General features: G+C 37.2%; 15 protein-coding genes. 9 read left to right on the top strand and 6 right to left on the bottom strand.

Annotated elements, in window-relative coordinates:
• Positions 1 to 109: 109 nt before the first annotated feature.
• Positions 110 to 1,375 (top strand): N-acetylmuramoyl-L-alanine amidase, encoded by a 1,266-nt coding sequence (locus IPK35_03985; GenBank protein MBK8052443.1) that lies wholly within the window; start codon positions 110 to 112, stop codon positions 1,373 to 1,375.
• A gap of 566 nt (positions 1,376 to 1,941) precedes the next feature.
• Here IPK35_03985 and IPK35_03990 read toward each other — a convergent pair.
• Positions 1,942 to 2,136, bottom strand: coding sequence for a helix-turn-helix transcriptional regulator (locus IPK35_03990; GenBank protein ID MBK8052444.1), 195 nt, complete (start codon positions 2,134 to 2,136; stop codon positions 1,942 to 1,944).
• A 109-nt stretch (positions 2,137 to 2,245) separates the two neighbouring features.
• On the opposite strand from IPK35_03990, the gene IPK35_03995 reads away from it, so the two are divergent.
• Positions 2,246 to 3,355: a tRNA-dihydrouridine synthase gene (locus IPK35_03995; GenBank protein ID MBK8052445.1), complete on the top strand. Its 1,110-nt coding sequence runs from the start codon at positions 2,246 to 2,248 to the stop codon at positions 3,353 to 3,355.
• Positions 3,356 to 3,367: 12 nt separating this feature from the next.
• Entirely contained in the window at positions 3,368 to 3,856 is a 489-nt protein-coding gene (locus IPK35_04000) for a DinB family protein (GenBank protein ID MBK8052446.1), read from the top strand.
• Positions 3,857 to 3,935: 79 nt separating this feature from the next.
• Here the strand turns inward: IPK35_04000 and IPK35_04005 are convergent, their stop codons facing one another.
• Positions 3,936 to 4,769, bottom strand: a complete 834-nt coding sequence (locus IPK35_04005) for a GntR family transcriptional regulator (protein ID MBK8052447.1) — start codon at positions 4,767 to 4,769, stop codon at positions 3,936 to 3,938.
• Between the two features lie 15 nt (positions 4,770 to 4,784).
• Positions 4,785 to 6,125 carry a signal recognition particle protein gene (gene ffh, locus IPK35_04010; protein MBK8052448.1) on the bottom strand — a complete coding sequence of 447 codons (1,341 nt, stop codon included), beginning with the start codon at positions 6,123 to 6,125 and terminating at the stop codon, positions 4,785 to 4,787.
• 280 nt (positions 6,126 to 6,405) lie between these two features.
• Between ffh and IPK35_04015 the strand changes: the two genes are divergently transcribed.
• Positions 6,406 to 7,446 (top strand): N(4)-(beta-N-acetylglucosaminyl)-L-asparaginase, encoded by a 1,041-nt coding sequence (locus tag IPK35_04015; protein MBK8052449.1) that lies wholly within the window; start codon positions 6,406 to 6,408, stop codon positions 7,444 to 7,446.
• 21 nt (positions 7,447 to 7,467) lie between these two features.
• On the opposite strand, the gene IPK35_04020 is transcribed toward IPK35_04015, so the two are convergent.
• From IPK35_04020 to IPK35_04030, 3 genes are all read right to left on the bottom strand, one after another.
• Positions 7,468 to 9,048 (bottom strand): ABC transporter ATP-binding protein, encoded by a 1,581-nt coding sequence (locus tag IPK35_04020; GenBank protein MBK8052450.1) that lies wholly within the window; start codon positions 9,046 to 9,048, stop codon positions 7,468 to 7,470.
• A gap of 166 nt (positions 9,049 to 9,214) precedes the next feature.
• Positions 9,215 to 16,879: a T9SS type A sorting domain-containing protein gene (locus IPK35_04025; protein ID MBK8052451.1), complete on the bottom strand. Its 7,665-nt coding sequence runs from the start codon at positions 16,877 to 16,879 to the stop codon at positions 9,215 to 9,217.
• The gene (locus tag IPK35_04030; GenBank protein MBK8052452.1) at positions 16,792 to 20,835 is read right to left on the bottom strand and encodes a DUF11 domain-containing protein; all 4,044 of its coding nucleotides are present in this window, start codon (positions 20,833 to 20,835) and stop codon (positions 16,792 to 16,794) included. Before IPK35_04030 ends, IPK35_04025 begins: the two co-directional genes overlap by 88 nt.
• Before the next feature lie 342 nt (positions 20,836 to 21,177).
• On the opposite strand from IPK35_04030, the gene IPK35_04035 reads away from it, so the two are divergent.
• From IPK35_04035 to IPK35_04055, 5 genes are all read left to right on the top strand, one after another.
• On the top strand, positions 21,178 to 22,362 hold the full coding sequence (locus IPK35_04035) for a class I SAM-dependent rRNA methyltransferase (protein MBK8052453.1): 1,185 nt from the start codon (positions 21,178 to 21,180) through the stop codon (positions 22,360 to 22,362).
• A gap of 136 nt (positions 22,363 to 22,498) precedes the next feature.
• Positions 22,499 to 23,608: a tRNA 2-thiouridine(34) synthase MnmA gene (mnmA, locus tag IPK35_04040; GenBank protein MBK8052454.1), complete on the top strand. Its 1,110-nt coding sequence runs from the start codon at positions 22,499 to 22,501 to the stop codon at positions 23,606 to 23,608.
• A gap of 141 nt (positions 23,609 to 23,749) precedes the next feature.
• Positions 23,750 to 24,496, top strand: a complete 747-nt coding sequence (locus tag IPK35_04045; protein MBK8052455.1) for a hypothetical protein — start codon at positions 23,750 to 23,752, stop codon at positions 24,494 to 24,496.
• 10 nt (positions 24,497 to 24,506) lie between these two features.
• Entirely contained in the window at positions 24,507 to 25,016 is a 510-nt protein-coding gene (locus tag IPK35_04050) for a hypothetical protein (GenBank protein ID MBK8052456.1), read from the top strand.
• A gap of 143 nt (positions 25,017 to 25,159) precedes the next feature.
• The gene (locus IPK35_04055) at positions 25,160 to 25,993 is read left to right on the top strand and encodes a hypothetical protein (protein ID MBK8052457.1); all 834 of its coding nucleotides are present in this window, start codon (positions 25,160 to 25,162) and stop codon (positions 25,991 to 25,993) included.
• The last annotated feature ends 288 nt before the right edge of the window (positions 25,994 to 26,281 follow it).

Genomic DNA, 26,281 nt, shown 5'->3' on the forward strand with positions numbered 1-26,281 from the left:
CACATTAAATAAAATGATACTATATAAATTACTCTATTCAAATAAATTATGAATTATATATAAAATTAATTTAATACATTTACATTTTCAAACGGACAAAAATACACCAATGGTCTCAGAATTCATTCAAAAGAACGTCACAATCTTACGGATATTGCTATTAATAACGGGATTGATCTATTATGTGTCTTCTACAATGCGGGCATCTGATGTTAATTATTTGCTAAATTCAGCTCCACTTTCTGGAGATAAAGTGGTTTTAAAAAATAAATCAGAAGCTCCGGCGTTGAATTATTCAAAGCACAATTTACCCAAGAAAAAAGGTATCAGGGTAGTCATCGACGCAGGTCACGGAGGGCATGACAGCGGTGCTGTGGGCAAAAACTCTTTGGAAAAAGACCTCGTTCTCAAGATGGCTTTAAAAGCAGGTGGCATTATTGAGAAAAGATTTCCAGATGTTGAGGTATTCCAGACTAGGACATCTGATGTTTTCATTCCGCTGTTCAGAAGGATTCAATACGCAAATGAGTTGAATGCGGATATATTTATTTCAGTACATTGCAACTATATCAGCAATCCTAAAACAAGAGGCACAGAAACCTTTGTCCTCGGACTCAACAGAGCAGCTGACAATCTTGAAGTGGCCAAGCGTGAAAATGCTTCTATGCTCCTGGAGCAGAATTATCAGGCAAACTATGAGGGATTTGATCCCAACTCTGCTGAAGGGCACATTGTGACTTCTATGTACCAGAACAATTACCTTGAAAAGAGTATCGAACTTGCTGCAAACATAGAAGATCAGTTTGGTCAGCGTCATTTGAGTAAGAGCAGAGGAGTTAAACAGGCTGGATTTGCCGTATTGCGTCGGTCCAGTATGCCGGCAGTACTGCTTGAAGCGGGATTTCTGAGCAACGAAATAGAAGAAGCTTTTCTCCTATCTGATGAAGGACAAAATGCCATAGCAGAATCCATTTCCAAAGCATTTGAGACATTTTACAATAATAACCTAACCAAAAATTCAGAGATCAACAATAAAGTTCAAAACCTGTCAGAGATCGTGGCAGACAACGGCCTCAGAAAAAATCAGCAAATTCAAACGGGTAAAACACCTCCAGCTAATCAAAAGGTAGTAGTTGAAAGCTCAGACTTGCCTATGCAAAAATTTAAGGTACAAATTGCCGCCATCAAAGGAGAAAATATCGACATGGATAGCGAGGAAATTAGAAAAATAGGTGCCCTGACTGTCAAAAAAGCTCCTGAAATCAATAAATACATGGTCGGGGATTTTGTTAGCAGAGCATCTGCTGAAATAGCCCGTGAAAAACTCAAAAACCTTGGATACACAGGAGCCTTTCTTGTGGCTTTGGTGGACTGATCTTATACTAAACAGAAAATTGATTGCGTAAATTTATAATCATAATTATTTAATTTACAATATATTATGATTGATATTTTTCGAAGAATATTTTTTGTTCACTATATATTTATCCGGAAAAATATTGCGTTTTGCATTGATACGTATCCGTACAACATGCCAGCGATGAGATTTGGATGCTCAGGTTTCAGTTCGACATCCAAAATCCATTAATGCTTTAGTCCTTTAATAAATATGTACATGTTGCACTTTTGGCAAATGTAGAAAGGTCAGTAATAACTGTATAGCTTTCGGTTAACTGCATTTGTTTTGCACTTGCTTTGAAATATATGCCGCAAAAATAAATCTATTGCACCCATATAAACTATTCTTCTGTGTACTACATATAGCCTCTCAAAAGCACTCACTCTGAATATCAAGTAATTGAAAAATAAAACATAAAAAGTAATTCCAATTGCGCAGAATTATGTGGATAACTTTTTTTACACCCCACTTTTTTAACCACTTCTGAGCAATGTGGGTTAAAATCAATACATTATGAACCTGACTTCAGAATAATCGACTTTTTAGTTCAGCAGCCTGACAAGCACAGACCGTCTCATTCTTGTATTTATACCATCAATACTTCGTTCCAACTCTTTGAAACGTTTTGTTTCGTTTATCAGCACATAAATAATGGGTAAAGTCCATTTACCTCCAATCAGTTCCATTGTTCGGGTAATAGGACATTGAGATAAATCTGACTTTTTTTTATTTGCCATAATCATTTATTTTTCAGTATTACACTACTTTATATTACTACTTTCCATTTTAGTAACTACTTGCAAAAGTAAAGTATGAGATGTATGTTTGCAAAAAATATAAAATAAAATGACGAAAGTTTTTTCAACTTTAACGTTCAATAAAGAGAAGATATTAAAAAATAGATTGGTAGTTGCACCAATGACGACGCAGCAAAGCAATCCAGATGGTAGTATCAGTAAAACCGAAGCGGATTGGCTTACAAGACTTTCAGAAGACGGCTTTGGAATGGTCATTTCTTGTGCAGCATCTATATCTGACACAGCTACCACATTTTACAACCAATTGAGTTTGGCACATGATAAGTTTATCCCTGACCTGAAAAAATTGGCTGATAAAATGAAAATAAACGGAAGTATTAATATCATTCAACTGTGCCACGCAGGTTCCAGAGCCGTTGAAGCACTCACAGGTGAAAAACCTCATAGTGCAAGTAGTTATGATTTACCAATGATTCCAGGATTTGTTCCACCTATTGCTTTAACAAAAAATCAGATTGAGCAAATTGTTGCTGACTTTGCCAACGCTTGTGCAAGGGCAGAAAAGGCAGGTTTTGATGGTATAGAAATTCACGGAGCAAATGGATATTTGTTCACACAATTCATGAGCACGATGACAAATTTGCGCACAGATGAGTATGGCGGAAGTTTGGAGAACAGAGCAAGGTTTTCAAGAGAAGTCATCAAGGCTTGTCGTAATACAGTTTCCCAAAATTTCATTATTGGTTTCAGAATAAGTTTTGAAGGTGCTGGTTTAGAAACAGGTTTGGATATTGACGAAAACATTCAAATTGCCAACTGGCTTTTGGAAGACAGTATTGATTATATTCATTCCTCGCAAATGCACTATGCTGTAAATACAACAAAGTATCCCGAAAAATCAACCATTGAATATTTAAGGAAAAATTTAAACCAAAAACTTCCTTTGGTCATTCCGGGAAGCATTTCAAGTATTCAAGATGCAGAAAAAGCAATGGAAATGGGTGCCGACATTATTGCCATTGGAAGAGCAGCCATTGGCAATAAAAACCTTCCCTATCATTTTGAAAACAGGCAGCCCCTTCCCAATCATACACCTTTTACTGAAAGTCACTTGAGGAAAATTGGTGTTGGTGAAGGACTGATTGACTATGTGAAAAACGCTCCACCTTTAAGAAGTTTAAATATTGTTCAACAATAAATCTCACTCGAAATGAATATAAACGCAATCATTGCTCAATATGATTTACAGACAAGTTGGTTTCTGAACGCTTTGGAAAATATTTCAGAAGAAGAAAGTAATATGCCATTTGCTGAAAATCTAAATTCCATAAAATGGGTGGCAGGACATTTGGCAGACGCAAGAATGACAATTTTTAGTATTGTGTCGGACACTCCGATAAACGAAAATTATAAAAAACTCTTTGGTAAAGGGACTTTTTCCCAATCAGATCTAACATTTCCAACAATAGAACAAATAAAAAACGACTGGGCAACTATTTCTTCTGATATAAAAATGACTTTGCAAAATTTATCAGAAGAAAAACTACTTTCAAAACCACCATTTCAAACTTCTATTCCTGACGGAACTTTACTTGGACTTGTTGCTTATTTTGCCATACACGAAAGTTTTCATATTGGACAGCTTTCCATACATAGAAAACTCATAGGAAAAGAAGCAATGACAATGGGACGAAAATAATGAATCCAGGCCACTATTTACAAGGTGCGAATCTCTTACTCAATCGACACAAACCACAGGATAGCCCCATTTTAGTACATCATTTTACCAATTCAATTCCTGTTTCTGAAATAGTAATAATCCTTTGTTTGAAGAGATTGCCGATACTTTGTTTGAAGGCTTTCTTACTGATCCCAAAAATTCTGTAGATTACTTCAGGATCAGTTTTGTCATTGTAAGGTAAAAAGCCACCTGCTTTGGTAAGTAGTGTCATGATAGATTGGGCTGTGCTATCGATCTTTTCATAGCCGGGTTGATCTAAGACTAAGTCAATTTTCCCGTCTTCCCTGACTTTTTTAATAAAAGCCTTCATTTTCTGGCCGGTAGAAAGTTTTTTAAATACTTCATTTTTGTACAAAACTCCCTGATACTTGCCATTGACGATAGCCTTGTATCCGATTTCTGTCGGTGTCCAAACTATGATGTCCACAGGTTCATTTTTTACAAATGGCGGTGTACCAACTGTAAAAAATTTCTCGAGTTTCATAGAAGCAGTAATGCGATCTGTCACTTTATCGATATATACGTATACCAGATATGATCTTCCTTCTTCCATCTTGATTTTCTGTTCACTGAATGGAACTAAAAGTTCTTTGCTAAGTCCCCAGTCCAAAAATGCGCCAGCGTTTTCTATTTTATTGACTTTTAGCCATGCAAAATCACCTACTTGTGCCAGAGGCCCTTCTGTAGTGGCCACATATCTCTCTTCTCCATCCAGATAGACCATTACAGTGACTTCATCCCCATCTTTCATGTCAGATGTTACATATCTCTTTGGCATAAGAATCTCACCTAGATTTTGTCCATCCAGATAAACTCCAAATTCCACATGTTTGACGATAGTTAAAGTATTGATTTTACCGAGTTGTGTCATAGTTAGGTTACTGCATTAAAACTTCTTTCCTCCTGGCATGCCTTGCATGAATCTCTCCATTCCCTTGCCTTTACTCATCATGTGCATCATCTTCCTCATGTTGTCAAACTGTTTGATAAACATATTGATTTCATGAAGATTTTTACCGCATCCGATGGAAATTCGTTTTTTCCTGGACATATTCAGAAGATCAGGATTGGCTCTTTCTTTTGGAGTCATAGATTGGATTATGGCTTCAACTTTTGAAAAGGCTTTGTCATCAATGTCGAGATCTTTTGTCATTTTAGACATCCCCGGTATCATATTCATGAGAGACTTGATGTCACCCATTCTCTTTATCTGATGCAATTGACCCAGAAAGTCATTGAAATCAAATTTATTTTTTTTGATTTTTTTCTCTAATCGGGCAGCTTCTTTTTCGTCAAATTGTTCCTGTGCTTTTTCAACAAATGACACAATATCACCCATACCCAGGATACGTTGTGCCATACGTTCAGGATGGAAGACATCGAGCGTATCCAATTTTTCACCTGAGCTTACAAATTTTATTGGTTTTCCTACTGAATATTTGATAGATAGGGCTGCTCCACCTCTTGTATCACCATCCAGCTTTGTAAGTACTACTCCATCAAAATTGATTCTTTCGTTAAATGAAGCAGCTGTATTGACAGCATCCTGCCCTGTCATGGAGTCAACGACAAATAGTGTCTCGGTAGGATTTATTGCATTTTTGATGTTTTCTATTTCCTGCATCATTTCCTCATCGACAGAGGTCCGTCCGGCAGTATCTATGATCACTACATCGTGTGTATGACTCTTGGCATACTGGATAGCATTGAGTGCTATTTGGACAGGATTTTTACTTTCAGGCTCTTTATAGATATGCACACCTATTTGATCTGAAAGTACGGAAAGCTGGTCTACTGCTGCAGGTCGGTATACATCACAGGCTACAAGCAAAGGTCTTTTGGATTTTTTTTCTTTCAGAAACTTTGCCAGCTTACCCGTAAAAGTGGTTTTACCTGACCCTTGCAGACCTGAGATAAGCACCACACCAGGATTACCTTTGATATTGATGCCTTCAGACTGGCCTCCCATCAATTCTGTCATCTCGTCCTGAACGATTTTCACCATCAATTCTCCCGGCTTGATGGAAGACAGTACGTTTTCAGTACCGAGTGCTTTGTCCTTTATTTTGTCGGTAAACTCCTTGGCGATCTTATAGTTTACATCCGCAGCTACCAGTGCCCTTCTGATTTCCTTTATGGAATTAGCTACATTTAATTCAGTAAGCTTGCCTTCGCCTTTAAGACTTTTGAAAGCAAAATCAAGTTTTTCACTTAAATTTTCAAACATGAAATTCAGAATTTAAGCCGCAAATATACATTGTTCCTGCCATTAGTTTTTTATCATTCCACATTTTAAGATGATAAATTTTAAAAATTTAAAAGAAAATAATCAATCTCTTAAAAAATATCACCCAAATCTATACTTTTACCTTTTAATCCAATGCCGTTTGGATAATGCCACATTATGAAGTCCTTCCCTTCTAAGGGAAGGATTTAGGATGGGTATAAACAGATAAAAATTCTTATCTAAACGATATTACCTTTTAATCGAAAAAAAAATTAGTGATATGTCTTCAAACCGCAGAAAGTTTTTAAAACAAAGCGCTATTGTGTTGCCATCCATTGCATTACTAGCTTCATGTGACAATAAGGCGGCCACAAAAGAAACCAAAAAACCTATTGTAGTTTCTACTTGGGATAGTGGTCTGATGGTCAATAAAGTAGCTTGGGAGATCATGAAGACAGGTGGAAAAGCCATAGATGCTGTAGAAAAAGGTGCGAATGAGATAGAAAATTCTATCAATTGCTGTGTTGGCCTTGGAGGCAACCCTGATCGTGATGGCAGGGTCACACTTGATGCATGTATCATGGATGAAAAATACAATTGTGGCAGTGTTGCTTTTTTGGAAAAAATTAAAAATCCCATAAGTGTTGCCAGAAAGATCATGGAGAAAACCCCTCACGTCATGCTTGTCGGGCAGGGTGCATACCAATTTGCCATAGAAAATGGATTTACATCTGAAAATGGTGAGCTTTCAGCAGATGCAAAAAAAGAGTATGAAAAGTGGCTTGTAAAATCAGAATACAAGCCTGTCATGAATATAGAACAACAACAATCCAAAGCTTTCCAAACACAAACTGCGCCGGCAAAACTTGATAACGGAGACACCAATCATGACACCATGGGCATAGTAGCATTGGATAAAAACGGAGATTTGTCAGGATCCTGCACTACAAGTGGGATGGGATTTAAAATGCGCGGCAGAGTAGGTGATTCGCCCATCATCGGCGGTGGTTTGTACGTTGATAATGAAGTAGGGGCTGCAACGTCTTCCGGTCAGGGAGAAGAAGTGATCCGTATCTGCGGTACCCACCTTGTAGTAGAGCTGATGCGGCAAGGCAATAGTCCAGAAAATGCTTGTAAAATTGCTGTAGAAAGACTCATCAAAATCAATCCGGAAAAGGCAAAAAACTTTCAGGTAGGTTTCCTGGCACTCAACAAGTATGGTGAGCATGGGGCTTATTCTATTCAGCCTGGATTTGTATATTCAGTGACAGATGGAGATGATGGAGGCAAAGTTATTAAATCAAAGTCACACTTTAGCTGACAACAAAGCCTTTAAAATACTCTAAGCATAGGTGGTGATAAGTTGTTTGGTAATGCTATGTTTGGGATTTTCGAAAATTTCAGTCGCACCACCCTGCTCTATTATCCGACCACTATCCAACACTATCACTTCATCGCTTATATATTTAATAAGCATCGGATCGTGAGAAATAAAAATAGTAGTAAATTGATATTTATTCCTTAGTTCCTCTATTAAGGTAAGGATTTTAATTTGATTTCCCATATCAAGGGCTGAAAGTGATTCGTCAAATATGATGACCGAGGGACTGAGGAGTAATGCTCTCGCTATTGCCAGCCGTTGTCTCTGCCCACCGGAAAGCTGTGATGGGAGTTTTGTAAGAGTTTCTTCAGGAAGCCCAAATTCAACCAACGTTTTCTTAATGAGTTCTTTTTTGTCTTCTTCAGCAGGTGCAAGTCTGTATTGATCAATCACTTCTGATAAAATATCACTGACAGAGTACAAAGGATTAAAAGCATGGTACGAATCTTGTTGAACAAGTTGTACTGATCTTCTCAATGCTTTATTTTGTTTAAAGACATCAACATTGACCGGGGTATCATTTACTAAAACACTTCCATTAGTAGCATCAATAACTCCTGCCAGAATTTTAGCTAAGGTTGATTTGCCACTGCCCGTTTTTCCAATAACACCCAGTACTGCTCCTTTATTTACAGAAAAACTGATTTCCCGTAAAATTACTGATGTATTTTTTTTCGAAAACCACCAACCGGAGTTGTATGATTTACATATTTGTTTGAGCACTATGAAGGGCTCAATGGATTCAATTTTGGTTATTTGTGTTTTTACTGGCAGTGTCATTTTAAAATATGACTCCACATAATCTTGGAATGGAGCAGCGATTCCGTTTTGATTGGAAATGTCATCAACGATCAGCCCATCCTTTATCAGTACTATTTGATTAGAAATTTTACTCAATAATCTGACATCATGAGAAATAAAAATCAGAGAACACTTATTTCTTTTTTTGATATCAAGCAGTAAGTTTATAATTTCTGATGAAGTAGAGGCATCGAGATTTGAAGTTGGTTCATCAGCAATGATGATATCAGGTTGATTGGCTATGGCTATGGCTATCACAATTCTTTGCTGCTGACCTCCCGAAAGTTCAAAAGGGTAAGCATTCAAAATGTGTTCAAAATCATCAAATCCTACACTTTGAAGTAAATCTATGCATTTTAGGTTTAATGTTGCTTTAGAAGCTTTAGGTTGGTGGATTTTTAATATTTCCTCGATTTGTTTACCACATTTTATTACAGGATTCAAGGCAGCATCCGGATTTTGGAATATGATCGAAATCTTATTGCCTCTGATAGTAGCATACTCCTTTTCGGATAAGCTTAACAATTCACTTCCATTAAAATTTATTGAACCGGAAATTTTCAATCCATCAGTTGGATCATGTAGGTTTAAAATGGAAAGAGCCGTCATGGACTTGCCGCTTCCTGACTCTCCGGTAATCCCCAGTATTGAATTTTCTTCCAATTCAAAATTAATATCTTTCAAAATCGGAATTTCTCTTCCATTTGAAAAAAAATCAATTCTTAGGTTTGAAATTTTCAAGAATGACATTTTGTTCGCTTGAATTAAACTGTAAAGTAATGAACAAATTTTAAATTAAGTACAATAAAATAATCATACTTTGATTTGTCCAAGATATTGGTTTAATCAAAAAACCCCTGCAAAACTCTTTACAGGGGTCTATGGGGTCAATCAACTACAGTATTATTTATCTTATATTCAACATCTTCATCGTCTTGACTTCATTACCAAAAGTGATATCATAAAGCAAAACTCCTGACCCATTGAGCTGGTCAGCGTTAAGAATGATAATATTTTCACCTTTGTTCATATATTCTTTACACGAATAAATCACCCTACCAGTGATATCTCTGACCCTTACAGCAACTTCCCCATTAGATGGTATAAGGAATTTGATTTCTGTGCTTTGATTCCATGGATTTGGTGTATTACCAACGATCATAAACTTATCAACATCAATTTCAGCATTTCTAAATCCTAATGTATGCGTTTGATCTCCTTCGGAATAAAGCTCAGGCTTTATAAGTTTTGTCAAAGAGAGCTTATTCTGAATATTTTCAGAAGACTTTAACTCTATATTGAACATTACATCACCTTTGCTGACTTTGATACCTTCAGGATTGTGCCATGACATTCGTAATATCCCGTCAGCATAGGAGTAATGATAATCATGGACATCCATCATACCTGCATGAATCCTGACATTTTCAATTGCACCGACAAAAGCACTAAACTGAATTCCTGTTATATTCTGGTCAAATCCGGCTGATACCGGTATTGACTTACCCGTCAATGTGCTCACCGCCTTATTCAAAATAAGGTTGTAATCGGCAGCTCTGCTTACTGTGATATTATCATTTACATTGGCTGTATAACTGCCGTTGACATCACCTATCTTCACTCCTACCCAGTTTATCTCCATACTATTGTCAAGAGAATTGATATGATATTTCTCAGGCAATGGTGTACTATGTGGTGAAGAAGGGTCAGGAAACTTATGATTCTTGTCCACCATTCTCCAGCTCTTGTTATCACCAAAGTGGTCCTGAACACCCAGAATTACTTTTCTCAACATAGTAAGGTCAGCTGCTGTAATTCTGTAATCTTTATTAACATCAGCTGCTAACAGTTGATATGGAGATTTGAGTGATTCTATTCCAAGAATATGCCTTTGAATGAAGATCAAATCCATAGTACTTACTCCATCGAGAATACCAGTATTTTTAGCAGGAATGACATCATATTTACCCCCTGTTGGCATGTCAGGAAATTTGTATTTACCATCGACATCACTCATCACAGGAGATCCGTTACTACCTTCCAATACGACAGCAACATCTTTTACGGCCTGATTACTTTCAGTCTTCACATTTCCAGAAACAACAGGACGAAGGGTTCCGCAAAAGTTATTTGGATCCAAAGTTCTGGAAAGAGCATTATTACAAGAAAAGAAATGATTTGACTGCCCTTCATGAAAAAAGTATATGCTAAAGCTAAATACTGTATTAATATCGGAACAATTCCAACGCTTTATATTATCATTTTGATTACTTGAAGAAAATGATGCAATTACTTCCCGATTATCATCACAGTTTGTTGTAATTTCATAATACATTGAAACTGGGGCATCTACAAAAAGCTGATCAGTCATTTCTGGAAATGCTTTGATACATCTAATTCGCAATTGAGTTGTATCTGTCACCTGAACTATGACATCTCTTGTAACTATATTATTACAGGCATCTCTTACAGTGAGGGTCACAGTGGTTGAACCTACAGGATATTGTCCGGATATGTTGAAAGAAGGTAAGTCATTTTGACTATTGCTTAGTAATGTTAGATTACAACCTGTTGCATTATGAAAAACACCTTCAAGGGTACCGATACACTCTTCATTGTCAGCAATAACATTTAAGACAGAAGGACCATTAATAACTGGAGGTTGATTGGTAATCGTAATAGTTTGATTAAAACTAAAAATACCATTATTGGTGCCTGCTAATAGTTGACATGTATCGACAACCCTCCAGGTTCGGGTTATGACTTGCGCACATAAAGGATTTTGAGGTGGCGGATTGTCCGTAAATGAAATTGATACTCTTGAGCAAAGACCTAAAGTTCTTGTAATCCTTGCCCTTCCAGTCCTTGATGTGTCAATACCCTGACAATTGGTCACTGTGATATTTGGAGGGAAAGCAATATCTGCCAGAGTCAATATCCCTGAAATTCTTACAGTAATTATTTGAACACATTGAGTAGAATTGCCACTCCTGTCCGTCGCGACAAATGTACGAATAATCTGACCAGCATTGCAAATATTTAGATTTCTGATCACAGGACCTTCAATTATGGTTAAACCCACAGGACAGTTATCTGTAGCTGATGCATTTCCATAGGTGGATAAAGGTGCATTAGGGTCAAAAGATTCACAATTTACAGTTAGGTTGGCTGGGCATGAGATGACAGGATCTATTGTATCACGTACAGTGACTTGAGCTGTGCAAGTAAGTGAGTCGTTCGTTATGGTATTTTTTACAATCAATGTGACCGTAATAGTTCTATCAGCATCATTACAGAAAAAAGTTGCTGGTGTAACTCTCGCTGTTATATTTGGGCACGATCCCATAGTTCCTGTACTGATATCAGCCGGACTAATTGTCACAGATCCATTTGGACCCAAATGAGCTGTAAAATTGCGCGTAGTACATATTAATGTTCCTGGATCCACTGATACGGTTGTTGTTCTGCTGGCAGTACAACCTTTGATATCAGTGACAGTTACTGTATATGATGTTGTGACAACAGGTGATACCGTAATTGAATTAGTAGTTGCTTGTGTATTCCATATGTAGCTTACACCTCCTGTAGCAGTGAGGGTAGTAGATTCCCCAATACAAATAAGCAAATCTCCTGTTACAGTTACTGTCGGTGGAGTAAATACATTCACAATTTTGCTTGCAGATGCAGAACAACCGCTATTGTTAGTTACAGTTACAGTATAAGTTGAAGTTGCGTTGACTGTTACATTGATAAAAGAAGTGGTCGCTCCGGTACTCCATAAGTATGTACCTCCGCCACTGGCAGTGAGTAGTGTACTTGTAGAAATACATACAGTATCGGCACCAACTATAGATGCTGTTGGAGCACTGCTTATATTTACAACAATACTACTAACGCCGGTACATCCATTAGCTCCGGTTGCAGTAACGGTGTATGTTGTAGCTATTGTTGGTTTTACAGTGATTTGAGTGGTGGTAGCACCTGTACTCCACAGATAAGTATTACCGCCTGATGCAGTCAAAATAGTGGAATCTCCTAAACAAATAGAATTATTTCCGGTGATTTGAATATTTGGAGGCGGTATTATATTTACTGCAGCCGAAGTAGAGGCTTTACATCCATTATTATCTGTCACAGTAACCGAAAATGTCATGTTGACTGTCGGGTTTACGACTATTACTGCAGAAGTGGCTCCGGTACTCCAAAGAAATGACATACCCCCAGAAGCAGTTAACGTAGTGGATCCACCGGAACATATTGATAAGTTTCCTGTAATTAAAGCATTTGGAGGTGTTCTAAGCGTTACCGTCCTTGTTAAAACAGCCGTGCAACCATTTGGCACTGTGACTGTAACAGAGTAAGTTGTTGTAACACTAGGTGATACTCGAATTGAATCAATTGTACTTCCGGTACTCCAAACATATGAAGCTCCTCCTACCACTCTTAGAGTGGTTGAGTCTGCAGGGCAAATAAGATTGTTACCTGTAATTAAAACATTAGAAAGATCTCCTAAGGTAACTCGTATTGTGTCAGTATCTATACAACCAAATGAATCAGTACCTGTCACTCTATACACAGTTGGTGCAGCTGGACTTACTGATATACTCGAAGTCGTCTGGCCTGTACTCCATAAATACGTGGTAGCACCTGAAGCTGTTAATGTGAGAGGACTTCCCGGACAAAAAACGCTTCCCCCACTAATGGTAACAGTAGGATTAGGGTTCACAATCACAGTTTTAGAAGTTATTCCAGTACATCCATTAATATCTGTGACAGTGACTGAATAAGTTGTATTCACGCTTGGAGAAACAGTAATTGAAGTGGTTGTAGCATTTGTAGTCCATCTATAACTTATACCTCCAGATGCAGTTAAAACTGTAGATTCACCAATACAAATACTGGTATCGCCAGTTATGGCAGGATTGATTGTTAATCCATTTACTGTCACCGTTATTGAACTCGATGCAGTACATCCATTAGAATCAGTAGCTGTTACTGTATAAATGGTATTTGAAGTTGGACTTACTGTTATAGACGTTGTAGTTGCTTGTGTACTCCATACATATGAAGTCCCGCCTGACGCTGTCAAAGTAGTTGATTGATTGATACAAACAACAGTATTTCCGGATATTGTAACCACGGGAGGTTGTGTCACAACCACAACTCTTGACAGCGATGCAGTACATCCATTAGTTGCTGTTACAGTAACGGTGTAAGTGGTATTGACCACAGGACTTACATTGATCGCAGCAGTAGTTGCTCCGGTATTCCAAACATAGGTACCGCCACCACTTGCAGTTATTGTTGTAGATCCACCCATACAGATATTTGCTCCGGTAATACCAACCTGAGGAGATGGTATAACAGTAACTATTACTGAAGCTGTATCAGAACAACCAAACGGACCTGTACCAATCACAGTATACTCAGTCGTTTGCAAAGGACTTACTGTAATTGAAGATGTATTCGCTCCTGTACTCCATTGATAACTTGATCCTCCTGATGCTGACAATGTAGTTGATGTTCCACTACAAACATTAGTATTGCCGGAAATAATTACAGAAATTGGGTTGTCAACACATAAATTCCTGCATATGTTGGAATTATTATTATCCTGTACGTCAATTTTGACATTTACGAAATCAGTTTTTCCATTACAATCATGTACCCATAATTGAATAGTTATGTTTTGACCAACATGTCTGCAATCAAAACACATCTTGGTAGAATCTGGATTGGCAGAGAAGCTAAATCTCAACGGCTTCCCTTCACAACATGTCGAATAACTACTAGCATCAAGCGAAGCAGCATTTATACAGACTTTCTCGACATCAGGTACTCCATCTCCATCAACATCCCAAGGCTCTACACTTACACTTATTTTTTCCAAAGCTACGGCTACAGGTTTTCCACTACTCTGTACCAGGATAAATTGATCTCTTGTAATAATATTGCCGCATGCATCTTCAAATGACCACTGAACTCTAGTGATACCTACCGGAAAGCTCCTGTTTGTAATCCTGTTGATATGTCCGACACCGGTTATAGAATGCTCATAACTGCCATCATTGCCATGATCGATTTTTACAAGTCTTCTTAATTGATTGTCAGGAGTACATAAATCTCTTCCAGTAACTTCAAGATTTACAATTGCATTTGTACAGTTACCATCTGCAGTTACAAAAGTGTCCCTTTCAGGAATGTCTCCTACAAAGAATGGAGGTACAGTATTATTAACTTTAATGGTTTGTATAAATTTTTGAGGAACATAGCTTCCGCCTAATCTCTCCATTTCACACCAATCTATTACTGTCCACGTTCTCAATATTTTATAACATGCACCTGTTGCAAAAGTAAATATTTCATCTTTATGAGTAGCCGATGCCATACTGCAAGCTGTCTGACGTATCACAGGTCGACCATGTCCGGCAGGTAAGTTGTCCGGCTCCAGATCAGCTACTGAACATTTGTCTTTTACTTCATAAAATTCATTTGGAAAGTCTACATCTCTTATAGGGTTAAACCTATTTATTTCGTCACTTGTCACTGTAATAATCTGAGTGCATGTCGCAGAATTTACACCATCATAAGCTCTGAATGTTCTCTCGATAGTACCAACTCTACATGGATTTAACTTGAATACCGGACGCAACATACTATCCTGAGGATTACAAGCATCAATTACAGTCGGCCTTCCGAACCTTGTAAGATCCATACCTTCGTAAGCCTCACTGCAATCTAAAGTAGCATCATCCGGACATGTTATCTTTGGAACAAACTTGTCCTGTACTGTCACATTGACCATACATTCATTCCAGTTTCCTGATTTGTCAACTGCTCTAAATACTACAGTATGCGGATTTGTCACCACATCTTCGCAGCAGAATTTTAATGATTCGCTAAATCCACATGGGTTTTCAATTTCAACGATATAAAGATATTCCAAACTTTCATTACCAAAATTGACCCATTTGCCATTTGTATGTTTTGTTCTGACATATATTGAGTCATTCCTTTGATTGATTGGTGTGATGTTTACATCCACAGGAAATCCAGTTTCCCAGTTTATATAGCTTAAAGGCTGGTTATTATTATACCATCTGAATTCTCCTTTTCCAACAGCATCTCTCAAACCAATGATGTAATCTTCAGCTGTATTCCAATCCAGATATTTGTTTAGTACCCACTGATTTTCATTTGCATTGTTCATCTGTACAAGATATCCGCCAACTGCAGCTGCTGTTTTTGCAGCAACACCCGGTGTTGCCCTATGTTTGGATACATAATAGTGATGAGGGGCATTTTTTCCTGGATTTAAAAATTCTCCGACGTAAGTAAATCCAGGAATTTTTGGAGCATCACATGGAAGGCAATTAGTAGGATTCATTCTCCTGATAAGAATTTTACTCAAATCACATTCATCATATGATCCGTCATTGACATGATGAGCATAAACATAGGCTTCACCTTTTGAGTTCAACCCAGCTACAGTTTCTCCTTTGCAAATGGCCGTAGGAGCAGTATTGTCTTCGACTTTTACTGTATATGATATTTGGTGGGAGTTTAGACACTCGTCATAAGCCCTAACAGTGATGACATGTGCCAATCCTGATGCAGCAAGCTTAATCTTTGTAGGTTGTTTGATATTTCTAATAATACCACCCGGATAGATGATATCAATTGTCACTTCATTATTGCAAGTATCTATTGCAACGGGTACAGGAACAACATACTCACCTGCACAATCATGCCCTGAAGTTGTTATTGTGACATTTGGAAGCGGCTCAATTCTTGGGCCTTTATTATCCAAAATTTCAATCACTTGCTCATGTGTTCGGTGTTGATATAATGAACCACACTGCTCATACACGTGCCATGTTCTGATAATTTTTTTAACACAACCTGCTTTTAGCTCTTTATCCGTAAACCATGAAACAATATTACAAATTTCTGTACCTGTAGGGTAAATATGATAAGGTCCATATTTAGGTCTTCCGTATTCGACAGGACTTGGTCTGCCTTCATCGTCCAATTTGAGAGAATCACACGATACTGCTGTCATTTTGATTCTATCAACAGGGAATGTCAATATGCCCCTGGCAACTGATAGATTTGGCCTTAAAACCGTAATGCGCAATCGGCACGTATCTGATCTGTTTCCAAATTTGTCAGTGGCCAGATACACTCTGTCAATATATTTTAGGATAGTGTCATGACAGACGGGTGTGACTGTCTCACTAACGATTACATTTTGTACTGGTCCTCCACAATTATCTCTTTCAAAGGGACCATCAAAGTTAGCTAAAGCAAAACATGTCAATTCTATGTTCTTACAAAGAGATACAGGTGGCATCTTATCTTCTACAGTGATCCATGACCAGCATGAATTACCACTGCATATTTCTATTAATTTTGCCATCACTTTTGTACCGGCATGTTCTTTAGTAACTGTTCCATTTGGAATTGGATTACCTTTGGCATCTGTTAGCATAACCAAATAGGATGTTTCACTAGGCAGGATACCAGCGGCCAGCATTGATGGTGTAACCAGCGTTGAACAATGTTCTCCCAATCCAATTTTATATCTCCACTGCAGACCATAGACCCAGTTGGGGCATTGCTTACAGACACATTTAACTCTCCAGGTGAAGTACATTCACCTCTTGCAAAAACTCTGATTTTTTGATTTCCTGTAACTGTCCACAGTGTATCTAAGATGGGACCTCTATTCCATAATGTGTCAGTGGATTGAGAAGAACCATCAGCATCTACTACCCAATCATAAATAATAGGGCTACCGGAAGTGGAAACTGCAGAACCAACATATCTTGATGACTCACTACCTATACATACTCCGGCAGGGCCATTAAGGCTTACTTTTGTTAAACTACAAAAGCCTGCTAGATTTGATATAGTTTCTGTTTCTCCAAATTTATTAATAAAAGTTACGCTGAAACCTTTACCATCTATTTGAAGTGCTTTAAATACATAATCATCATAATCATCTGTATGATATTGAGTTTTTAGGATATATGGATTAGAAAGTGTAAGGGGATTTCCTCTCGTACTCAAAGTATCATACAGCCCTTCAGACTGAAATACACGCCATTCATCACCTTTGATACCGGCAAATTTGATATATGTTCCAATCATTCCGTTAACTGATGTTGTACCTACAACACACTGACCTGAGCAAAAATCAATGACTGGAGGGCAAATTAACGAAATATCGTATGAACTTACATCATCATCGGTGAGTCCCTTTTTTTCTATAATGTCATTATTGTCAGCTGGTAGAGAACTTAAATCGAAATTCGATTTTTGAATGCCGTATTGATCATATATTTCACCTATAGCAGCCTTATTTTTAATGATAATAGGATGTACTGCCCGGTCATTTACCTGACATCTTATTGTTGCCCTATGTGTTTCTCCCGGTTGTAAATTACCTGGAAAAGTTATTGATTTTTGAGCAACATCACCTGAGAGAGCCCATGAGCTGTCAATCAAAGTTAGATATACTGGCAAATAATCTCTTAGTAAAACTCTGGATACCGATGCCTGACCTAAGTTTTTGATATCAAGAAAGTAATTAACTATAGTACCCACAACCACTCTACGCAGCACCGCATGTTTTCTTATGGACAAATCTATAAATTGCACATTCACTGTAGCCGGATCGTGGTCGTCCTCATCAATTATATTATGATCAGTGATTAAATTATCAGTTTCAGTATTGGGTTGACCTCCTTTATCATTTTTATTATTTCGATCGGGTGTTGAATCAAAATCAAGATTTGCAGAAGTTCCGGAGCACTGCATACCATTGATTTCTGCATAATTCACAATTTGAGTAATAGTGGAATCAGTGCTTAACTTATATTTGATGTTGTAATCCCTACAAGTGTTAGGAGATAAAGTCTGTGTATCTCGATATATTAAGTATTTCCTGTCGGTAGACATAACCCATTTTAAGGAGTTTTCAGCAGCAATATAGGTGAGACTATCACTGGTGTAATTAACAATTTCGATTACTTTTGCATCCAGATTTCCTTGATTACAGACGGTGGATGTAATAGTTGCCGAAGATCCGGGTGAAAGAATTTTATCTTCAGCGAATCTATGCATCAGAGCCAAATCACAAACTTTTGGAAAATCTTTACTAAAACCATCTTCCGGAACATTGAAACAAGTTTTAATATCATTGATTTGAATTCCATTCCCATCGATAGCGGACAGAATGGATGCTTCATTATCAAAATTGATATTTTTGATGCTTGGATCAAATGTCAATGATAAAAAAGAAGTGTCAGTATCACCAGGAATTAATTTTTTATTTTTAACAATTTTAAGTACACCTCCGGCATTTGTCCAACCTGGGTTGACACCAGATTCAAATATATATCCTGGAGGAAGTTTGTCCCCAATCTCTATGGATGACATATCAAAACCACTATTATTTTTCACAACGATCCTGAATCTCACTACATCTGTCACTTTGGCAGCCTTGTCATTCAGTACTGTTTTAGTGATTTTCAAATCACAGTTTCCGGCTGGTGATAGTCCTATGTCAAAATTATGTCTGATATTTTCAACATAAATTTCCATGACACCACAAGGAAGGGTTGCTTTTCCATCACTATTGATATGATCCTGATCGACAACATTACCTGTAAGATTATAGTAATGTGAATTAAATACATAGCTGAAAGTTGATGTATTGAAATGTTTTGGATCAATCCCAACATAGTATTTTCTATTACTAACTATTCCTTCAGCAACATTTGAATCATTAAAATAGTATCGACCGGTTGCATCAGTAACTGTGGACGAGACCAATGTACACTGATCGTCATATAAATGTAAAGAGACATTGGCAATACCCGATTCATCTGCATCCTGAAGGCCATTCTTATTAGAATCAACCCAAATCAGATTACCAATCTCAGTAACTGCACTAGGACAAATAGCCGTAATATCCCCAAAACCTGATGCTTTCCCAAAAAGGACTTCGGTTTGTCTGGTATATAGTTCTTTTGCACCTAATAATGTACCATTACTGGTACTGTATCTGTGTAATCCACCGGAATATGATTCTCTATGGGGATCAAAAACGGCCGAAACCACAGATCCTTGGCCAGGCATCACATAAATACCACCCAAAGTAGTTTCAGGATGATATCCTGGGTTGTCAACCCAAAAATCGTAATTAAAAAACTCTTTGCCAGGGACACTTCTGTCCTCAAGTTCCCAACCATTATCTTTTTTAAATGCTATGATCAAATCACCTTTTTGCTCATCCAGTCTGCTCTCGGCCGTGTTACAAAACATATGCCCTATCCTATCTGATAATGCAAGAATCATATCTCCCTTATCACTAAAATCTATATCCGTCAACCAATGATAAGGTACTGAATTAAGTATTGGATTATCAACCCAATTTGCACCAACGCTTACAGTCACACCTGTCTCTGAAAAAGTCTTCAAAACCGGGTCAAAGACCAATACTTTTGCAACATCTCCTGGCTTTGTGATGCCAAGGTAAATTTTACCCTCATAAAACTTCAGAGCAAATGCATGATATCCCGTGCCTGGTATCTGAAAAGACTCAGTTGATCCTTTTGTAGGATTGTCGATATCAATCTTTACTAATGTATTATTATATATATTTACCACATACAAAAATCTATCATCTGGTGAAACAGAAATTCCTCCTAATCCGATTTTGCCAACCTGATGACCATAGTTACATTTCGTTTCGTCAGTTTCAGTCAATGTACCTACATCAACTCCTAGATCCTTCAAATTTACAAAAAGAGTGGTAGAATACATCCCGCCATTTATCTTTGATATAAAAATGGCATCATGTCCTTCCTTCAATCCGGAATGTTGTTTTACAAATGAAGAACTGAAAATCTCTTTGGTACTCCTTCTGTAAGCAAGACCCCAAATTGACCCTGTCTCTCCATGCATGGCAAATTTTCTGGCACCTGTCAGGGTGTCAAAGCCATATTTGATAGCTACGATAGTGGGTTCAGTTACATGACCCGTGGTTGTAGAACCCCTCACAAAACATGTAGTGATTATTTCTGTTTCTTCATTACACAATGATTTTTGCTCACCAACTCCATAACCAATATTACATGCAGGTACTTGAACAAATTGTACATTTGTGCCATTACTAACACCTGATTTTGTATGACCATAAGGTGATACATCTCCAAATGTCAACCGGACTTTTGTACCATCTATAAGACCAGCAATACTAAAGGATCCGGAATTTCCTGAAATGGCCGAACCAAGTAATTGGTTTTCAGCACCATATGCCTGGACCAAAATCCCGGATTTTCCTATCTCAGATGATTCAAAAATACCATTTAGATTGTTGTCAATAAAGACCAGACCCTCTACAGTTTTGCTGGCGGGGGAGCACTGAGAAAAACCTCCGGTAGGAAGTAACATGCTAAAGATGGCAATTATTACAAATACGTAATAATTTAGTGTCAGGATATGACACAAGTGTTTCATACTGTTTTTCATTATTTGACCTTAGTTTAAAAAAAACATCAAACGATCTGCATGACCGAAATGGCAGAAAATTTGAAAAAAATAAAAAATATTAAGGAATAACTTACTAAAGAATTAACCGAAATAATCTTCAGATGTATTCAAAAAATACTTTACTGTTTTGTGTGGGACACTATTATTTTAAGTAACAAATATAATAGATGGGGCAAATATATAAATTTGTTTTAATATGAAGTATTTTTTATTCAAAAAAAATTAAAAAAAACATTTATATAAAATTTATTTCAGGCTGCATATTGACAACTTATCATACTTTTGTTCCAATAAAAATAAAAATCTATCATGCTTTATTCAAAAATCACACTGAAAAAGGGAAAAGAAATATCAGTTTTGAGAAAGCATCCCTGGGTTTTTTCAGGAGCTATCTCCACCATTGAAAATGGGGTGAAGGATGCTACCATTGTTGAAGTCTTAAGCTGGGATAAATCATTCTTAGGTATGGGACACTATCAAAGTGGTAGTTCGATAGCTATCAGAGTTATTTCTTATGAACCTACAGCAATCGACTTGAATTTTTGGAAATTGAAAATTTCAGCCGCAATACGATACAGAAAAGCTGTAAACTTACCGAACGCAGAAACTAATTGTTACAGACTGATACATGCCGAAGGTGATGGTCTACCTGGTTTGATTGTCGATATTTATCGCGACATAGCGGTGATCCAATGTCATTCTGCAGGAATGTACCTTGCAGCACATGATATTGCAAGCTCCATTTCTGCATGTATGCCCGAACAGATTCGGCATATTTATCTCAGAGCTAAAGATACCCTTCCCGATTCACTAAAAACAGATATTAATGATCATTTTATTCTGGGAAATAAAAATGAAACCATAGTAAAGGAAAATGGAGTTAACTTTAAAGTCAATGTAGAAAGCGGACAAAAGACCGGCTTTTTCCTTGACCAAAGAGAAAACAGATTATTAGTAGGCTCAGTTTCTGAAGGAAAGCATGTGCTTAATTGTTTTTGTTACACAGGAGGTTTTTCACTATTTGCACTTATGAGAGGAGCACTGCAGGTTGACTCTGTGGACATTTCTCAAAAAGCAGTAGATCTGATGGAAGAAAATGTAATATTAAATCAATTTGCCGGAAGGCACCATAGCCACTGCGAAAATGTGATGACCTTTCTAACCACTCCAAATGACATAGAGTATGATATAGTAATCGTGGATCCACCGGCATTTGCCAAAAGTCTTCATAAAAGGCATAATGCTGTTCAGGCATATAAGCGACTAAATAGCTTAGCTTTAAAAAAAGTAAAGCCAGGAGGTATGCTCTTTACTTTTTCATGCTCCCAGGTGGTGGGAACACAGCTTTTCTATGACACCATCGTAGCAGCAGGTATGGAATCAGGAAGAAATATCAGGGTAGTGAAATCATTAAGTCAGGGTCCGGATCATCCTATAGGGCTCTTCCATCCCGAAGGCCACTATCTCAAAGGGCTTCAGCTTTTTGTGGATTAAACCAATAATTTTAACTTAACTGTAAAACTTTTGAACTACCAATAATTCATCTCTTATAATGATTGACAAATTGCCAGCACGATACTTTGGCAGAAAAAACCTTATCTTTGCGCAAATTACCAATATCTGATAATAAATGAGTAAAAATGGCCGTGTGCTGGTAGCAATGAGTGGCGGTATCGATAGTACTGTAGCTGCGATGATGCTCCACGAACAAGGGTATGAAGTGGTTGGAATCACGATGAAAACATGGGATTACGCCAGTGCCGGAGGATCAAAAAAAGAAACCGGTTGTTGCTCCCTTGATTCTATCAATGATGCCAGACAGGTTGCTGTCAATATGGGTTTTCATCATTTTATAGTGGATATTCGTGATGAGTTTGGTGACTATGTCATCGATAATTTTGTAGAAGAATATATCGCCGGCAGAACACCAAATCCTTGCGTCCTATGTAATACACATATCAAATGGAATGCCTTGCTCAAGCGTGCTGATGCTATGGATTGCGAATTTATTGCCACCGGCCACTATGCTATCATCAAAGAGATGAATGATAGAAAATTTATTTCAAAAGGACGGGATGACCGCAAAGACCAGTCCTATGTACTATGGGGACTGACTCAGGAATGCCTCGAAAGGAGTTCATTTCCTTTAGGCACATTTAGTAAACCTGAAATAAGGCAGATGGCCAAAGACTATGGTTATGAAGAATTAAGTAAAAAAGCCGAAAGCTATGAAATCTGTTTTGTACCTGATAACGATTACAGAGGTTTTCTGAAAAGACGGGTTCCTGATCTGGAAGAAAAAGTCAAAGGCGGCACCTTCGTCAATGCTGCCGGGGATATTTTGGGTATGCATGATGGATATCCTTTTTATACTATAGGACAAAGAAAAGGATTGGGTGGTGGTTTTAAAACACCTATGTTTGTTACTGAAATCATACCTGATACAAATACAGTGGTTTTGGGCGAAATCGATGAATTGGTCAGAAATGGCATGACTGTAAGTCAAATCAATCTCATGAAGTATGAAAACCTGATAGAAGGCCAGGAGTCTGTCACTCAGGTGAGATACAATGATAAAGGTGTGATGTCTTCTTTACATGCTGATGGTGATAATATAAGAGTCGAATTTTATGCCAATGTCAGAGGTATTGCTCCGGGACAATCGGCAGTATTTTATGAAGGAGATGATGTAATAGGAGGTGGCATTATCGTAAACAGCTCAAGAAATACGATGGTATAAAATAATTTTACAGAATAAATTACTGTTTTTTACGTTATGCTATGATTATGGATTTTAGAGTATAGTCATTATGCTCTTAGCATCAAAATCATAACATATTCTTAATTACATCTTTTGACATTCATTTCAAAATTTTACTTTATGAATCACAAGTATATAATTACCGTATTCCTTTCTGCATGTATAGGGTTGGGTTTATTACAATCTTGCAGTAAAGTGACAGAAGAAATCGATCAGGAAAGTTTTGGTTATGATTATTTTCCGGTGGCAACAGGAAAAAGCTGGACATATATGTCCGACAGTGTTATCATCAGAAGTAGTGGATTGAGAAGAGACACTTTGAGATCATTTATCAGGGAAGAAATAGGAGAAAGATATAAAGATGCCGAAGGCAAAGATGTGTATAAAGTATTCAGGTCATTCAGAAAAAAAGAAACTGACGCATGGCAGAGTCTGAACACCTGGACGGTTCAGATTGATCAAAACAGAGCAATAAGGACAGAAGAAAACTTAAAGTTTATCAAACTCATATTCCCTTTTTCCAAAGGCTTGAGATGGGATGGCAATGCTTTTATCGATACGGACATCAGAGTACAGGCAGGTGATGAAATTATTCAGCCGTATAAAAACTGGAAGTATCGAATCGAAGACACGCAAGCTGAAATAACCTTCAAAGGTCAGAAAACCAAAGCTTTAAAAATAAATTTAGTTTCCGACACATCTATCATTGACTTGCGAAATGTAACTGAGTTTTATGGAAAAGGAGTAGGTTTGATACGCAAAGAAATGACAATTTTTGATACTGACAATTCCAAACCGACAGCGTCATGGAGTGTTAAAGCTCAAAAAGGTTTTACTCATATCCTGACATTGATAGATTTCAAATAAAACTCATCATATGTCATCAAAATATACTCCAATCGGAAAAATAAATAAACCATTGGGTACTCAAGGTGAAATGAAGATATTTATTGAAGACATCTTTTTATCTGACCTACTTGAATCTGATCATATTTTTGTAAAAATCAAAGGATCCTTTGTTCCTTATTTTATAGAAGATATGCGGGAGTCAAATCATTTACTTATCAAAATAGAAGAGATAGATGATCCGGAGTCAACCTTGGCATTGGTCAACAAAGAAATATTTCTTAAGACCAGTATGATACATTCTTCTGCCTTTTCATCTATCAATGAAAAACAGGGGTACGAAGGTTACACTATATTGGATAAAAATGAACGAGTGGGCATAGTAGAAACTATCGAACTAATGCCACAACAAGTGATAGCTTGGGTTGTCGTCAATCAAAAAAGAATAGCTATACCTTTGGCAGAAGGTTTGATACAGGATGTTGATGATCTTAAGAAAAAAATCTATATGGACCTTCCGGAAGGAATTTTAGATCTGTAATTTTGATTATTCATGTTTTTCACCATTTATTGATCTTTTGTCATTAATTTTACTTATTATACCATTAGATCAAAATAAAATTTGTCAAACTGCTTATTTTTGTAGATTTGTGCGTAGAATCTAAAAATCCCGATTTACAAAGAATGTGGTTAAGAATTTTATTTTTGTGTATTGGTGTGATTATTTTTAATCTCATTATTCCTACGAGTATTTGTGGACAAAATGTCTATTTTAAATCTTACGGAGGGGTTTTTTATTATCAGGGGGATCTCACTCCTAAGCCTGTGGACTTAAGTTTTGGGCCTGGCAACTGGGCATGGGGTTTTTCAGCCGGATATGGACTTTCAAAGTTTTTAAATATTCACCTTCTGTATATGAACGGTAGTATTTCAGGAAACGATGCTCTGTCTGATAACTATGAAAAAAGGAGCCGCAACTTAAGTTTCAAATCTCCACTGATAGAATATGGCACCTACTCTGAAATCAGGATAAACCACTTCTGGAAAGGCTTGGATAAGTATAAACTCAGATTGAATGCCTCTGCAGGACTAAATCTGATCACCTTCAATCCTCAGACAATCTACGATCAAAAGTGGGTTTATTTACAACCTTTAGGCACTGAAGGACAAACTCTGCCTTCTGGCGACCAGCAGGCATATAAACTAAGTAACTGGTCAAGGGCATTAGGCTTAAGTGTAGAGTTTGATTTTTCAAAAAAGATAGCTCTTGGTATAGAAGTAAATGCAAGAAAAACCTGGACTGACTATCTAGATGACGTAAGCACTCAATATCCTGATAGAGAAGCTATGATAACGGCCGGCAATATCCTAGGTGCAAAACTCTCTGATAGGTCGGGAGAGTTTTTGGGAACAGGCGTGCCTAAAAATGCTCCAAATACACCACGTGGGCGTTCAGACAAAAATGATTGGTATTCTTTTTTTGGAATGTATCTGAAACTTACATTTGGACCATCGTAATACTTCAAAGTATTTCTTCGATTTTTTGGGTGTATCCCATTTTTTCACTGAAATTTTGTAAACTGCCCGAAACCCTCATTCCCAAGCATAGCTTGGCAGGCTCTGAAGGGACGACCCACCCTTATAATCCTAACTATAAAGATAATCCACTAAATTCAGATCTTAAAAATTATATAATATAGTGCAATTTTGGGATACACCCTATTTTTACAATTTGTTACAGCCACAAGCAATTTCTTAAAACATAATTTATTTACCTTTATGCCTAAATCAAGGATTTGAAGAAAT

The sequence above is a fragment of the Saprospiraceae bacterium genome (genome assembly GCA_016713025.1).
In the GTDB taxonomy this organism is placed as follows: Bacteria; Bacteroidota; Bacteroidia; order Chitinophagales; family Saprospiraceae; genus OLB9.

What these genes read in the sequence shown, in the direction of transcription:
- IPK35_03985 (MBK8052443.1), top strand. Translation starts at nt 110, where the DNA reads ATGGTCTCAGAATTCATTCAAAAGAACGTCACAATCTTACGGATATTG.
- IPK35_03990 (MBK8052444.1), bottom strand. Translation starts at nt 2,136, where the DNA reads ATGGCAAATAAAAAAAAGTCAGATTTATCTCAATGTCCTATTACCCGA.
- IPK35_03995 (MBK8052445.1), top strand. Translation starts at nt 2,246, where the DNA reads ATGACGAAAGTTTTTTCAACTTTAACGTTCAATAAAGAGAAGATATTA.
- IPK35_04000 (MBK8052446.1), top strand. Translation starts at nt 3,368, where the DNA reads ATGAATATAAACGCAATCATTGCTCAATATGATTTACAGACAAGTTGG.
- IPK35_04005 (MBK8052447.1), bottom strand. Translation starts at nt 4,769, where the DNA reads ATGACACAACTCGGTAAAATCAATACTTTAACTATCGTCAAACATGTG.
- ffh (MBK8052448.1), bottom strand. Translation starts at nt 6,125, where the DNA reads ATGTTTGAAAATTTAAGTGAAAAACTTGATTTTGCTTTCAAAAGTCTT.
- IPK35_04015 (MBK8052449.1), top strand. Translation starts at nt 6,406, where the DNA reads ATGTCTTCAAACCGCAGAAAGTTTTTAAAACAAAGCGCTATTGTGTTG.
- IPK35_04030 (MBK8052452.1), bottom strand. Translation starts at nt 20,835, where the DNA reads ATGAAACACTTGTGTCATATCCTGACACTAAATTATTACGTATTTGTA.
- IPK35_04035 (MBK8052453.1), top strand. Translation starts at nt 21,178, where the DNA reads ATGCTTTATTCAAAAATCACACTGAAAAAGGGAAAAGAAATATCAGTT.
- mnmA (MBK8052454.1), top strand. Translation starts at nt 22,499, where the DNA reads ATGAGTAAAAATGGCCGTGTGCTGGTAGCAATGAGTGGCGGTATCGAT.
- IPK35_04045 (MBK8052455.1), top strand. Translation starts at nt 23,750, where the DNA reads ATGAATCACAAGTATATAATTACCGTATTCCTTTCTGCATGTATAGGG.
- IPK35_04050 (MBK8052456.1), top strand. Translation starts at nt 24,507, where the DNA reads ATGTCATCAAAATATACTCCAATCGGAAAAATAAATAAACCATTGGGT.
- IPK35_04055 (MBK8052457.1), top strand. Translation starts at nt 25,160, where the DNA reads ATGTGGTTAAGAATTTTATTTTTGTGTATTGGTGTGATTATTTTTAAT.